This window comes from Psychromonas sp. (assembly GCF_047632995.1).
In the GTDB taxonomy this organism is placed as follows: domain Bacteria; phylum Pseudomonadota; class Gammaproteobacteria; order Enterobacterales; family Psychromonadaceae; genus Psychromonas.
Window position 1 is genome coordinate 1 of sequence record NZ_JBLIEK010000091.1, and the last position, 14,948, is coordinate 14,948.

11 protein-coding genes and 1 rRNA gene are annotated in these 14,948 nt (G+C 40.1%); 8 read left to right on the forward strand and 4 right to left on the reverse strand.

What is annotated here, in order from left to right; translation table 11 throughout:
* The first annotated feature begins 147 nt into the window (after positions 1–147).
* Positions 148–263: ribosomal RNA gene (gene rrf / locus ACJAT7_RS13875) — 5S ribosomal RNA — on the forward strand.
* 882 nt (positions 264–1,145) lie between these two features.
* Here the strand turns inward: rrf and ACJAT7_RS13880 are convergent.
* Together ACJAT7_RS13880 and rhlB are read right to left on the reverse strand one after the other, a co-directional pair.
* Complete coding sequence (locus ACJAT7_RS13880) at positions 1,146–2,051, reverse strand: guanosine pentaphosphatase (RefSeq protein WP_415227398.1); 906 nt, start codon at positions 2,049–2,051, stop codon at positions 1,146–1,148.
* A gap of 4 nt (positions 2,052–2,055) precedes the next feature.
* Positions 2,056–3,312: an ATP-dependent RNA helicase RhlB gene (rhlB, locus tag ACJAT7_RS13885; protein ID WP_415227399.1), complete on the reverse strand. Its 1,257-nt coding sequence runs from the start codon at positions 3,310–3,312 to the stop codon at positions 2,056–2,058.
* A 121-nt stretch (positions 3,313–3,433) separates the two neighbouring features.
* Between rhlB and trxA the strand changes: the two genes are divergently transcribed.
* From trxA to polA, 7 genes are all read left to right on the forward strand, one after another.
* On the forward strand, positions 3,434–3,763 hold the full coding sequence (gene trxA / locus ACJAT7_RS13890) for a thioredoxin TrxA (protein WP_415227400.1): 330 nt from the start codon (positions 3,434–3,436) through the stop codon (positions 3,761–3,763).
* 161 nt (positions 3,764–3,924) lie between these two features.
* The gene (rho, locus tag ACJAT7_RS13895; RefSeq protein WP_415227408.1) at positions 3,925–5,193 is read left to right on the forward strand and encodes a transcription termination factor Rho; all 1,269 of its coding nucleotides are present in this window, start codon (positions 3,925–3,927) and stop codon (positions 5,191–5,193) included.
* Positions 5,194–5,273: 80 nt separating this feature from the next.
* The gene (gene ubiD, locus ACJAT7_RS13900) at positions 5,274–6,743 is read left to right on the forward strand and encodes a 4-hydroxy-3-polyprenylbenzoate decarboxylase (RefSeq protein WP_415227401.1); all 1,470 of its coding nucleotides are present in this window, start codon (positions 5,274–5,276) and stop codon (positions 6,741–6,743) included.
* 48 nt (positions 6,744–6,791) lie between these two features.
* A complete protein-coding gene (gene fre / locus ACJAT7_RS13905) occupies positions 6,792–7,487 on the forward strand; it encodes an NAD(P)H-flavin reductase (protein WP_415227402.1) in 696 nt (231 codons plus the stop codon).
* A gap of 78 nt (positions 7,488–7,565) precedes the next feature.
* Positions 7,566–8,774, forward strand: a complete 1,209-nt coding sequence (locus ACJAT7_RS13910; protein WP_415227403.1) for an HDOD domain-containing protein — start codon at positions 7,566–7,568, stop codon at positions 8,772–8,774.
* An 88-nt stretch (positions 8,775–8,862) separates the two neighbouring features.
* Entirely contained in the window at positions 8,863–9,990 is a 1,128-nt protein-coding gene (locus tag ACJAT7_RS13915) for a 1-acyl-sn-glycerol-3-phosphate acyltransferase (RefSeq protein ID WP_415227404.1), read from the forward strand.
* 296 nt (positions 9,991–10,286) lie between these two features.
* On the forward strand, positions 10,287–13,088 hold the full coding sequence (gene polA / locus ACJAT7_RS13920; protein WP_415227405.1) for a DNA polymerase I: 2,802 nt from the start codon (positions 10,287–10,289) through the stop codon (positions 13,086–13,088).
* A 299-nt stretch (positions 13,089–13,387) separates the two neighbouring features.
* Here polA and ACJAT7_RS13925 read toward each other — a convergent pair whose 3' ends face one another.
* Together ACJAT7_RS13925 and ACJAT7_RS13930 are read right to left on the reverse strand one after the other, a co-directional pair.
* A complete protein-coding gene (locus tag ACJAT7_RS13925; protein ID WP_415227406.1) occupies positions 13,388–13,852 on the reverse strand; it encodes a chemotaxis protein CheX in 465 nt (154 codons plus the stop codon).
* Positions 13,853–13,912: 60 nt separating this feature from the next.
* Positions 13,913–14,347 (reverse strand): transcriptional repressor, encoded by a 435-nt coding sequence (locus tag ACJAT7_RS13930; protein ID WP_415227407.1) that lies wholly within the window; start codon positions 14,345–14,347, stop codon positions 13,913–13,915.
* Between the last annotated feature and the right edge of the window lie 601 nt (positions 14,348–14,948).

Genomic DNA, 14,948 nt, shown 5'->3' on the forward strand with positions numbered 1-14,948 from the left:
TCAGAGAAGATTATTAATCTTCTCTTTGAAAACTCAACGTGGGTTAGTGTGTGACCAAGAAAATAAATATGCTTGCGAAACATATTTTACAACGATTTATATAGCCTGATTCAGAACAACAACCAGCTTTTCTAATTAACTTTTTCGTCTAGTAAACATAGCGCTGTGGCCCCACCTGATTCCATTCCGAACTCAGAAGTGAAACGCAGCTGCGCCGATGGTAGTGTGGGGTCTCCCCATGTGAGAGTAGGTCATTGCTAGACACCTATTTAAAAAGGCCCCACTGGTTAGTTCCGGTGAGGCCTTTTTGCTTTTTAGCATCTATTGCTGTGGTACCATCAGCGTCAAACAAAGTTTAATGCGCAACATCCATGTTGCTTATAGCGGTGATGTTCAAAACGGCTATCCTGCCGTTTTGTCCTTCGGTCTCCGGACCAAGGGACCTTACTTTTCTTTCCATTCCGAACTCAGAAGTGAAACGGCGCTGCGCCGATGGTACTTAGTTGCATTTTGTTTCCTTGAACCGTGTTCAAGGGACTGCAATGCAAGGGGGTCTCTCCATGTGATAGTAGGGCGAATTTGGGGCTAGCCAAGGTTCACGAGCGGATGAGCTATGCGAGTCCTGACCGTCGCCAAGCTAGGCAATCAAATCCAGATAAATCTCTGTTGACTAACGTCAGCAGGTTTTTTTTCGTTTAAGCGCTTAACGCGATGACTACTCGAGCATGGGGATTATAAAAGCATGCCGCAGGGCGAGTATCGCGGCAGCGATGGTTCACCAGCGGACAAGCTCTGTGCGTCCTGTAGTTTCATATCATGTGATAGTAGGGTGAATTTTTCGTTAGCCAAGGTTCATGAGCGGGCTATGCTCTGCGTGCCCTGCAGTATTGCGTAATAATTGTCAAGAGCGGGTGAGTCCTGACCGTCACCAAGTGTTTATCCTTGTTGACTATGTCTGCAGAAATTTTCCGATATTAGTGTGTATGACCTATTTGTGCATGAAGCACAATAATGCCGATGTCCTATTGGTGAGGGACTTTAAAGAGGAGCTCGTGTTTGAACTTTCGCTATTTCAATGCTGAGTTCAATAACAATCTGCATAAGGTAAGTTTACTGCCACTGCATTGTAGCGGTAGTTACATAGTTTATTTATCTGCAAACAAAATACTAATTAGCCCTTCCCTTAACGCGCCCTTTGAAAGTCTCAATGATTTAATGTTGAGTGATTCGAATAGCGCTATAAGTATTGCCAAGCCACTTGCAAATACGGGAATTCTTGAAGTTTTTAACCCATCAATATCTAATGAGTGAATATCTTTACAACTGATGCACATCTGTTTTATTTTATTTAGTAGATCAAGCGTTAGTTCTTTATTTATTTGCTGTTTATTATTAATTTCTTGTACCGCTTGAATTGTTCCAGAAGCGCCCATAGTGAGATCCCATCCGTGCTCCGTATAGATTTGTATTATTGGGTTTATAACCGCTTTCGCCATCTTGATAGCTGTGCTGAAATTGTTATTATCAAGCTTATTATTTGCAAAGTATCTATTTAACCAAGTCACACAGCCCATATTTAAGCTTTCTGCAAGCAATACTGTATTGCCCTTACCTATGATTAATTCGGTACTTGCGCCACCAATATCGATAACCAGTAATTGCTGTGAAATGTTATCTGTAAAAGCAACACCACGATATATAGTTTTAGCTTCTTCAATACCAGAAATTAGTTTAATGGGGTGTTGTAGAATTGTTTCTGCTTGATTAAGGAATAGTTGTTTGTTTTTAGCAATTCGTAATGCGGCGGTGGCAGTAATCAATATTTTACAGGGCTGTATTTGATTTAATTCATCTCTGAATTCCTGCAGGCAAGCCCAGCCATTCTCCATTGTTTCAGCTGTTAAATTTTGCTGCGGATCTAATCCGGAAGCCAGCCTAACTTTTCTTTTTCTTTTAGAAAACACACTAAAACCATTATTAGTTTTTAGTACCGTTAGCATGTGGAAACTATTGGAGCCAAGGTCAATAATGGTATAGCGATTCTCTGACACAATTTTAGCGTTTGTGGTTGCGATGATAATTGTCTTTACGATTATTTGGGTGTGCTTTGTACTTGGTGACTTTCATAACAGGTAAAGAATCAAGCAGCGCATCTTTATCGTATTCACTTACAGGGATCGAATGTTTGATATACTCTTCAATAGCAGGTAAGTTAAAAGCATATTTTTCACACGCTAAGCTTATTGCTAACCCTTTTTCACCAGCGCGACCAGTACGGCCAATCCTGTGAACATAATCTTCACAATCATCAGGTAAATCAAAGTTAAAAATATGTGATACTTTTGGTATATGTAAGCCTCGTGCAGCAACATCGGTAGCAACCAATATATCAATTTCACCGATTGTGAATTGCTCTAATATTTTAAGGCGTTTATTTTGTGGTACGTCACCAGTTAGCAGACCTGCGCGTAAACCGTCACCAGCAAGATAACCCCAGACTTTTTCACAGATATGTTTAGTGTTGGCAAAGACGATCGCCTTTTCTGGCCATTCATCTTCAATCAGGCTTAATAAAAGAAGCATTTTGTCTTTATTAGAAGGGTAAAATAACTCTTCAGTGATATTTACTGATGTCATGATCTCAGGTTCAATCTGAATATGTTCTGGATCATTCATATGTTCAAAGGCTAGTTCTTGTACCTTGTGCGATAAAGTTGCAGAGAACAGCATATTTAAGCGATCGTTTGCTTCCGGCATGCGCCTAAAGAGGTAACGGATATCTTTGATAAAACCCAGATCAAACATTCGATCCGCTTCATCTAATACAACACTCTGTATTGAGCTAAGATCAATAATGCCTTGTTTGACGAAATCAATAATACGGCCTGTTGTGCCAATTAACAGATCACAACCGTTTTCTAGTTTTTTCTGTTGAATTTCAACTCTTTCGCCCCCATATGCTAATCCTAGGCGTAAGTTAGATGCGCTGGCTAGCGGCATTGCATCTTTGTGAATTTGAATTGCAAGCTCACGCGTCGGTGCTAAAATAATAGCCCGAGGTTGATTCTTACGGCGATTTTCAGGTTGAACATGGGTTAACAAGTGATGAAATACAGCAGGTAAAAACGCTAGTGTTTTACCGGTCCCTGTTTGAGCTTGTCCTGCAATATCTTTCCCTTTTAGGGTGATAGGCAACGACTTTGCTTGAATAGGGGTGCAATATTCAAAACCTTGCGATGTTAAACCTGAAATTAGACTTTTCTCGAGAGGAAGGTCTGCAAATTTTGTTTGAGTTAGATGTGTTTTATTCATTTGCAAATCATATCAGTTTATACTTGCAATAAGTATTGAGATCGATTCAAATATCAAAAATTATTTTTACTATACCCATGTTATAGTATCTATTTACTGGTAATACTTTCTGGAGAGAAAAATGAGCGACAATATCGTAACTTTAAGTGATGCAAGTTTTGAGCAAGATGTACTTAACGCAGCAGGCCCTGTTCTTGTCGATTTTTGGGCAGAATGGTGTGGTCCTTGTAAAATGATTGCTCCTATTCTTAGTGAAATTGCTACTGAATACGCAGGTAAAGTTACAATCGGTAAATTAAATATTGACCAAAATAGCGGAACGCCGCCTAAATTTGGTATCCGTGGTATCCCAACATTATTATTATTTAAAGATGGTAAAGTTGCTGCGACTAAAGTTGGCGCTCTTTCAAAAGCTCAACTTGTTGAATTTTTAGAGTCTAATATCAAATAATTTAAAACTGATTGGACCTGTTATGAAATACAACAGGTTCATTCTGGACTAATAAAAATTTTAGTGCTATATTCCGGCTATCTTTACGCTCATAGACTATGAGCAAATTAACTCTCGAATTTCAACTATCACTCACTTCAAATCTGTATACCTATATAACTATGAATCTAACTGAATTAAAAGACACACCAGTTGCTGAACTTGTAAACCTTGGCGAATCAATGGGGCTAGAAAATTTAGCTCGCTTAAGAAAACAAGACATTATTTTTGCAATTCTAAAAGCGCATTCTAAAGGCGGCGAAGATATTTTCGGTTTTGGCGTGTTGGAAATATTACAAGATGGCTTCGGGTTTTTACGCAGTTCCGATAGCTCATACCTTGCTGGTCCCGATGATATTTATATATCACCCAGTCAGATACGCCGGTTCAATCTTCGAACGGGTGATAGTGTTGAAGGCAAGATTCGACCGCCTAAGGATGGTGAACGTTATTTTGCATTACTAAAAATAAATCAAGTCAACTTCAACAAACCAGAAAACTCCCGCAATAAAATTCTTTTTGAAAACCTCACTCCCATTCATCCAGATGAACGTTTTCGTTTAGAAAATGGTAACGGTAGTACCGAAGATATTACTGCACGAATTCTGGATTTAGTATCTCCGATTGGTAAAGGCCAGCGTGGTTTAATTGTTGCTCCGCCAAAAGCGGGTAAAACAATGTTACTGCAAAATATTGCGCAGAGCCTTAGCATTAATTACCCTGAAGCCGTACTTATTGTCTTACTAATTGATGAACGGCCAGAGGAAGTAACTGAGATGTCCCGTTTGGTGCGTGGTGAAGTAGTTGCATCAACCTTCGACGAACCAGCAAGCCGCCACGTGCAGGTTGCAGAAATGGTGATTGAAAAAGCGAAACGTCTCGTTGAGCATAAAAAAGATGTGGTCATTTTGCTTGATTCGATTACTCGTTTGGCGCGTGCGTACAATACAGTGGTTCCAAGCTCAGGCAAAGTATTAACGGGTGGTGTAGATGCCAACGCATTACAACGCCCGAAACGCTTTTTTGGTGCGGCTCGTAATGTCGAAGAGGGAGGTAGTTTAACTATTCTTGCAACGGCATTGATCGACACGGGCTCTAAAATGGATGAAGTTATCTACGAAGAGTTTAAAGGTACGGGTAACTCTGAGATTCATCTGAATCGTAAGCTTGCTGAAAAACGCGTTTATCCTGCAATAGATATTACGCGTTCAGGCACTCGTCGTGAAGAGTTGCTCACTAAGTCTGATGAATTACAACGCATGTGGATTTTACGTAAAATTGTACATCCTATGGGTGAGACTGGCGCGACAGAGTTCTTGATTGATAAGCTGGGCTTAAGTAAAACAAACGATGACTTCTTCAGTGCAATGAAAAACCAAAAAGCAAAATAGATGCTTTGGTTGCTTTGATAAAATGAGATAACGCTACTTTTGGTAGCGTTTTTTTTCACTATTTTTTAAGTAGGATCCTTATGAAATTTGATGATTTGCGTGACTTCATTGGTCAGCTTGAAGAAAAAGGTTTATTAAAACGTATTCACCAAGAAATTGATCCTCATTTAGAGATGACTGAAATATCTGACCGCACACTTCGTGCCGGCGGCCCCGCACTTCTATTTGAAAATCCCAAAGGTTATGACACGGCAGTACTGACCAACTTGTTTGGTACAACAGAGCGTGTCGCACTGGCGATGGGTAAAGATAATGTCGAAGCATTAAAAGAAGTCGGGCAGTGGTTAGCATATTTAAAAGAGCCTGAACCCCCTAAAAACATCAAATCGTTATGGGAAAAAATACCCATATTTAAGCAAGTTTTAAATATGCCCACCAAAAGCGTGCGTAATCCTCCATGTCAGCAGGTGATTATGCAGGGTGACGATGTAGATTTAACTAAACTGCCTGTGATGACCTGCTGGCCAGACGATGTTGCACCTTTAATTACTTGGGGTTTAACCATTACCCAAGGGCCTTATAAAAAACGCCAAAATCTAGGCATTTACCGCCAGCAATTGCTGGGCAGAAACAAAATAATTATGCGCTGGTTATCCCACCGCGGCGGGGCGATTGATTATCGCGAATGGCAGGAAGCAAATCCCGGCAAACCTTTCCCCGTTTCAGTTGCATTAGGCGCCGATCCGGCGACTATATTAGGTGCGGTAACACCGATTCCTGATACCTTGTCTGAATATGCTTTTGCAGGTTTACTGCGGGGCTCTCGTACTAAAGTAGCAAAGAGTCTGAGTAATAATCTCGATGTTCCAGCATCTGCTGAAATTATTCTTGAAGGTTATTTGCAGCCTGGCGAAGAGGCACCAGAAGGACCTTACGGTGATCATACCGGTTATTATAATGAGGTGGATGATTTTCAAGTAATGACTGTTACTCATGTTAGCCATCGTGAAAATCCGATTTATCACAGTACTTATACGGGGCGTCCGCCCGATGAGCCTGCTATCTTAGGGGTTGCACTTAACGAAATCTTCGTGCCTATTTTACAAAAACAATTTCCTGAAATTGTCGATTTTTATCTGCCCCCGGAAGGCTGCTCATATCGGATGGCCGTTGTGTCAATTAAAAAAAGCTATCCAGGTCATGCTAAGCGGGTAATGTTTGGGATCTGGTCTTTTTTGCGCCAATTTATGTATACCAAATTTATTATTGTTTGTGATGACGATGTTAATGTGCGTGATTGGAATGATGTAATCTGGGCGATTACAACCCGTATGGATCCTGCCCGTGACACAACCATGGTTGAAAACACGCCTATCGACTATTTAGATTTTGCATCGCCCGTTTCAGGCTTGGGTTCAAAGATGGGGCTGGATGCAACCAATAAGTGGTCGGGTGAAACAGATAGAGAGTGGGGGAAACCGATTGCTATGGACAAAAAAGTGAAAGAAAAAATAGATGATCTTTGGCAAGAATTAGGAATCCTGTCATAATTGTTGCCGTTTTGTTAAATGTTGTCTTCACTTTAAAAAGAGAAATTAATGCAGCCTGTTACTTGTAATGTAAAATCTATCGAAAAATTAAATGACTTTTTATACCGTGTCTTTTTGAGTCCCACTGAAGCGGTTGCTTATAAAGCGGGACAATATCTATCGGTCGTAATGGGAAAGGGAGATAAACGCCATTTTTCAATTGCTAATGCACCTTTAACAAATGAAATTGAATTACATATTGGTGCAACCCCCGAAAATAGTTATGCGATGCAGGTTATTGAAAAAATGCAATGTGACGGCAAGATAGACGTTGAAATAGCTAATGGGGATGCTTATTTACGCGAGGATTCTAAGCGTCCAATCATCTTAATGGCAGGTGGAACTGGTTTTTCATATGTAAAAGCACTGCTTGAGCAAATTGTGCATCTGCAATTAGAAAATCCTGTTTACCTCTACTGGGGGGTAAAAGAGTATTCTCATTTTTATTTTGAAAATGAGGCCGTAGCATGGGCGAAACAACATAGTAATATCCATTTCCATCCTGTGATTGAATTGCCAGAAACGCAGTGGCAAGGGAAGCACGGTTATGTCCATCAAGCAGTTCTGGATGAATTCGACAACCTCAGCGCGTTTGATATTTATATCGTGGGGCGTTTTGAAATGGCAAAAATCGCCCGTGAGGATTTTGTGAAACAAGGCGCACAGATTGACCATATCTTTGGCGATGCCTTTGCTTTTATCTAGATCAAATCAGTTTTTTTTAAATTAAGTAATATAGTCTTATTAGCCATCGCTTTATTTTTGGGAATTTAATAAACGTTTATGACCAGTAAACCCAAGGTTACAATTGCAGAGCCCCTTGTTGAATCAATTAATAAATTGTTTCTGCGTTTTTTAGTGGGTAAAAAGAAGATATATAAAGAAGAAGAGTATAACGATGGCTTATTGGACGATGAGTTAGATGATGACTCGCGCGCGTTGTCGCCTCAAGATAAAAATGGCTGGAATCAGCGTATTTTATTGGATGTTGAGAAACAACGTGTTGAACGTGTTGAGGCAGATAACCTTCTGAAAAAAAAACGCAATGCGTTATTGATGCGTTATTTCCAACAATCGCTGCTCACAGTTGTTAATGAAAAGCTGGAAAATAGCCGCAATGTAATTAATGACCAATTACAACTTAGAGAAAGTACTGTTGAACTGTTAACTAAATTACTTGCGGGTGAGCCTCGCTATTCCGTATTAGCCTCTTTGCTCGAGCTGAATATTGGTACGCGTAATCGCCTTCTGTTTTTAGTGAGAAGTGATAATTTTATGGCTGCACTTGGACGCGAGTCGCGCCATGTCAGAGATATTCAAAGTGCAATTGGTTTAATTGGTACGGATGTGTTGCGCTATCTGATACCTGCCATTTTATTTAAATATCGTATTAATGCGTATAGTCATCATAATACCTTATTTGCGAAAAAACTTTGGCGTTATGAAATAACATTAGGGCAAACCTGCACCGCCTTAATGCATGAACAGAATTACCGCCGCCCCTATGAAGGAATGTTACTGTCAGTTATGGTTAACTTCGCTTATGTGGCAAGTTATCAGCAGTACCTCAGCTCATTTGAAGTTGTTCGTACCGCTTGCCTTGATAAAGCGCGAGACAGAGGTGAGAAAGAACGTCATGACTTTTTCTATGAGATAAAGACCGATTCGGCATCTTTACAGGCGTTATTAGTTTCACAAGCCAGTCTAAAGTTAAGCCTTACCTTATCTGAAGAAATATTTAGCAAGCACTTTCCACACCTTATTAATGCATTAAAAGAGGAAGTTGAACAAGTCGCCTTTGCAGAGCGTACAGTGGTTGGCAAAATATTATTCAAAGCGGTGCGCTTTGCAAAATATGATCAATTACGTGCTTCTCGGTTATTTAAGGCGCAGTGGTTGGATGATTATTTGCAGGAATCTGAGATTGATGTAGAAACCTATAAAATGCTTTTACGCCATGAACTATTCCGATTTAAACCGCTTTGGCCATAAGATCTGTTTTCGCTTATTTATTAATTAAACTCGCTGTACCTTTTAAAAGCAGGTAAAATGCGCCTTCAATTTTATAAAGAGTGAAAAAATGGTTAACTCGTTAGATAAATTCAGTGATATTCGACCTTATAACGACGATGAAATCCAACCTGCGATTCAGCGTGTTATTAATAATAAAGAATTTCTTGATGCGATTATCAGCTTTCGCTTTTCTAAAACTGCCAAATTTACCGGTTTTATCTTAAAACCCTTATTGCGTCGCTATTTTTTATATAAATGGGGAACGATTAATAGTATTGATGGAATGCAACGAATTGTTGGCGGTTATATACAACATATGATTGATTCAACCACGACCCAATTCTCATATTCCGGGCTTGAAAATCTCGAACCAACGCAAAACTATCTTTTTGTTTCTAACCACCGCGATATTGCAATGGATCCCGCTTTTGTTAATTGGGCGTTGTTTTCCGAAAATTTTAAAACAGTACGCATTGCAATTGGTGATAATTTATTAAGCAAGCCCTACGTCTCTGATTTGATGCGTATGAATAAAAGCTTTATTGTTAAGCGTTCAGTATCGGGTGTGCGTGAGATGATGAAAGCGTTAACACATTTATCTGAGTATATTTTCAGCTCATTACAAGAAGATAGCAGTATCTGGATTGCACAAAGAGAAGGGCGTGCAAAGGATGGTTTTGATAAAACCGAACCTGCAATTGTTAAAATGTTTTATGTGAACGGTAAAAAGAAAAAAATAGCCTTTAGTGATTATATTAAGCAGCTCAATATTGTCCCGGTTGCTGTCTCTTATGAGTTTGATCCTTGTGATCAACAAAAAGCGCAAGAGCTCTATGATAAAGCAGAAAAGGGTGAATATAAAAAATCAGAGTTTGAAGATCTTGAAAGTATTGTGCGCGGTATCGTCGGTAAAAAAGGACATGTTCATGTCGCTTTTGGCTCTCCACTGCAAGGTGAATTTACAGATGCTGACGAAGTCGCAAAAGAGATAGATGCGCAGATTTACCAAAACTATTACCTGCACCCATCTAATTTTATTGCTGCTAAGCAAGCCTCTCAAAAGATAACAGAAAGTGATAAACAGGCCTTTGAAAAGCATTTCATGGCGATTAAACCTGAATTGCAGGCAAGCGTATTAACCATGTATGCGAACCCAGTTAAGAATCATGCTAAAAATCAAATAGATCAAAAATAAATCATATTGGTTTTTGTTATGCACACAGAAATTTCATGACTATCTGTTTTTTTTGTCACATTTAAAACTTATCTTATTGAAAACAAGGGATAAATTATAATTATTTGTTACAGGATACATTTATGCTTAAAACTATTAACAGAGTTATCCACAGCCTTGTGCTCTATTGAAAGTAAATAACCACTTACCTTTACAGCAAGGTATTGGTTCCGCTTATTTCCTAAATATGTTCGGTTATTATTGATTTGTAACGGGTATAATCATTTCTTATTCTCTCTTATTAGGTAAAAAATTTAATGGCAACTATTCCAGAAAATCCTTTTGTCCTTGTTGATGGCTCATCTTATCTTTATCGTGCTTTTTTTTCACCGCCGCACCTGACTAATTCGGCGGGAGAGGCAACGGGGGCTGTATATGGTGTGGTGAATATGCTGCAAAGTTTATTAAAGCAATTTAACCCAACTCATATTGTGGTGGTCTTTGATGCAAAAGGTAAAACCTTTCGTGATGATATCTATGAACAGTACAAAGCACATCGGCCTAGTATGCCGGATGATCTGCGTAGCCAAATTGAACCCCTGCATGATGTGATCAGAGCGATGGGATTGCCTATTTTAACCGTGCCCGGGGTGGAAGCGGATGATGTTATTGGAACGCTTTCCCGTCAAGCCAGTGCGCAGGGTATTGCGACATTAATTAGTACCGGTGATAAAGATATGGCTCAGTTGGTGGATAAAAACACCCTGCTGATCAATACCATGACCAATACGACATTGGATATCCAAGGTGTAAATGACAAATTTGGTATTCCACCAGAGCTTATTATTGATTACCTGGCATTAATGGGGGATCAGTCTGATAACATCCCCGGCGTTCCCGGTGTGGGTGAAAAAACTGCACTGGCGATGCTGCAGGGGCTTGGTTCGATGGACGATATCTATAAAAATCTTGATAAACTGGCCGCTCTTGGTTTTCGCGGCAGTAAAACCATCGCCCCAAAAATGCGTGACAATGAAGAGATGGCACGCCTTTCCTATCAACTTGCCACGATCAAAACCGACGTTGAACTGTCTCAGGGCTATGCCGACTTTACCCATAAAGAAGAAGATAGAGATGCATTAATCGCATTATTTGGCAAACTTGAATTTAGGCGCTGGTTATCCGCTTTGTTAGATGGCGGAAGCATGACTGAAAGACAATCAGCCTTGGGTGCCGCGCACGCATCGGAAAATACAACACCTATTACGCCCTCATTGGTTGATCGCAGTAGTTATAAAACAATATATACACCAGGGCAGTTAGATCAGTGGATTAAAAAATTACAAGCCGCGCCACTTTTTGCCTTTGATACAGAGACAACCAGTCTAGATTATATGCAAGCTGAGATTGTCGGTTTATCTTTTGCTGTGCAAACTAATATTGGTAGTGAAGATGCCCCTATTATCGATGCGGTTTACCTTCCGCTTGCACATGATTATATCGATGCGCCTAAGCAGTTAGATTTAACCGAAACATTAGCGAAATTAAAAGCGCTTTTAGAGTCGAGTGAATGCAAAAAAGTGGGGCAAAACTTAAAATATGATCGCAGTGTTTTATTAAATTATGACATTGAATTAAAAGGGATCCAGTTTGATACCATGCTCGAGTCTTATGTGCTTGATAGTACCGGTAGGCACGATATGGATACCTTAGCGCTTAAATATCTAGATCATAAATGCATCTCATTTGAAGATATTGCTGGTAAGGGGAAGAAGCAACTGACCTTTAATCAAATAGCGATTAAAGAAGCGGCGCCTTATGCCGCAGAAGATGCGGATATTACCTTACGTTTACACCTGCACTTATTTGAGCAGTTGCAAGCAACACCCGCATTACAGACTGTTTTTTCTGATATCGAACTGCCTTTATTAAGCGTGCTTTCAGATATTGAACGTGGCGGCGTTGAAATTGACAGTGCATTACTTGCGCAGCAAAGCGTTGAAATTGGTAAACGTTTATTAGAGCTTGAAGAGGCGGCTTATGCAGAGGCAGGGAAAACGTTTAATTTAAGCTCCCCCAAACAGTTGCAGACGATTTTATTTGAAGAACTGAATTTACCTATTTTAAAGAAAACCCCGAAAGGTGCCCCTTCTACGGCGGAAGAAGTCTTACAAGAGTTAGCGTTAACTTACCCGCTGCCTCATCTGATTATTGAGCATCGTGGTTTAAGTAAACTGAAATCGACGTACACCGATAAACTCCCGAAAATGGTTAATGAAAAGACAGGGCGCGTGCACACCTCTTATCATCAAGCCGTAACTGTCACCGGGCGCTTATCATCAAGCGATCCAAATCTGCAAAATATCCCAATTCGCAGCGCAGAAGGGCGGCGTATTCGCCAGGCTTTTATTGCACAACCGGGATACAAAATAGTGGCCGCTGATTATAGCCAAATCGAACTGCGTATTATGGCGCATCTTTCTCAAGATAAAGGCTTATTAGAAGCTTTTGCGACAGGCAAAGATATCCATAAGGCGACCGCATCGGAAGTGTTCTCTGTCGCACTCGATGAAGTTACTACCGATCAACGACGCAGCGCCAAAGCGATTAACTTCGGACTTATTTATGGTATGAGTGCATTTGGGCTTGCCAAGCAACTTAATATCGGCCGCCAGGAAGCCCAGCAATATATGGACAGATACTTTAAGCGTTATCCGAGTGTCTTGACCTATATGGAAAATACGCGCGTCTTGGCGCATGAAAAGGGCTATGTTGAGACTATAATGGGCCGTCGCTTACAATTACCTGGGATTTCATCCCGTAATGGCATGCTTAAGAAAGCCGCGGAGCGGGCTGCTATTAACGCGCCAATGCAAGGTACTGCTGCTGATATTATCAAAAAAGCGATGATCGATATGGCAGACTGGGTGAAAATGACCGAAGCTGGAACTGTGCAGTTATTAATGCAGGTGCACGATGAATTAGTCTTTGCGGTTAAAGAAGAGTTCGTCGAGGAATACACCAAAGAGATTCAACATATTATGGCTAATGCGGCTGATTTAGATGTGCCTCTGATTGCCGATGCGGGTGTCGGTGACAACTGGGATGAGGCTCATTAATTTAAACTATAGATAATTTTGAACTTTTTTAAATTACTGTGGACTAAACATACAAGCTAATTAAAATTTCATAGTTTTTCCTTAGTTTTGTTTAACTTTTCAACCTCTTTGCAAGTGATTATGCAAAGAGGTTTTTTTATGCTTAAATTGCAATTCTAGCGCTATCTGTGCGCTGGATATTATTAAATCTCCCTTGTTTCGTTATTATGCTCTGCGTTGAAAAGCGGGTATTATTTTTAATAGGCATAAAAAAACGCCGCTAATAAATTAGTGACGTTATTAAATCGCTAGAAGCAGTGCTATTGGTTGAAGCAGATCTCAATAAATGCATTGCCGTGTTCGCAGAGGAAAGGCATCAGTACTTTTGAGCCATCAACTTGGTGCTTTATGGCGTGGTTGGGGCCAGAAACAACCACTGGTGTTGCCATACTAAATTCATAACCTTTCTCGCCTAATTGGCGCTTTGCACCACCGGCGACCATATTGGTGATCTCACCCATCATATCGGTAATATCATCTGATATATCGTCAACACTTTCGCCAACCATTAAACGGAAAACATTTAACGCCAATTTTTTTTCAAAACTAATTGAAAAAGAGCCTTTAGCGGTAGGTCCGACCATACCGATTAAACCAGATACATCACCACGAGCAATTGCGTCTTTTTTAAGGCAGGGTTTCCCCGGTTTTACCTCTATCTGAGCCATGGTTTGTAGCACATTGATAAAAGAAGATAAAAAAGGATTCACAAATTCTGCATTCATAGTTTACACACTTGTATTTAGTAGTCGGGAACGTATGCCCTGTCGTCAGGGCAGAAGAAATTAATTATAGAGACAGTTATAACAAATACCATGGGCTTCTAATACTTTATTCGTAATTTGGAAGCCCGATTGTTTAGCTTGCTCTGAAAATGCGTCATCTATCACAGGATCTGTTAACCCTATAATTTTATGGCACTTATCGCAAATCAGTAATTGCATAGGATGTTCGCAGCCAAAATGGTTACACATCAAGTAGGCGTTTAGCGATTCAATACGATGAATAAAATGATTTTCTAATAGAAAATTCAAAGCGCGATAAATCGTAGGAGGTTTGGCATTTGCGTCATACTTTTGCAATAAACCAAGTAAATCATAAGCGCTTACCGCCCCTTTTTGTTCCGCCATCAATAAAAAAACCCGTTGTCGTATCGCTGTAAAGCGAACTTTTTTTTGTTTACAAATATCGATAGCGCGTTCTAATAAAGGATTCGGCATCACAGTGGCTCACGGTTAAGAGACTTAAATTAGCATAACAATTAGTTTGTTGATAAAGGGCTATGCTAGCACAGTAAGCGGATCACACAGAAGAGATTAATAATTGATATCTGTTGTTTATGGTATATGCCGTTACATATATAGCTGCTGGCTTGCAGAAGGGGGGGCGGGGTAGCCGCATTGGTTGTTTGTCAGCTTTCGCTTGTGAGCGGCTGCTGTAACTTTCATTGTTGGAGTTCCGCCCTTGACGGCGTGTCACTTTTCTCTCAACAGCAAGAGAAAAGTAACCAAAAGAGTGCCGTCCGAGACGTTTTTCATTCTTGCACTGACCAAACACTTTTTAACGCACCACCTCAGACATTACGTCCCTGTACTGGCTAAGGTTAGAGAAAACATCCATGTTTTCTCTTGCTAAAGCGCTTGGTCATCACAAGAAAAACGTACGGAAATTGCCTAACCGCTACAGTTGGGTTTATTTGCTAAAGGGACGTGGGCTTTAGCCTGAGAGATCCCCACAGCATTATTCATAAAAACTTTCCTCAATAAGCGCTGAAAATGCGCTTATTAATAATTCCTCAGAAACATCATATTCTTTATGATG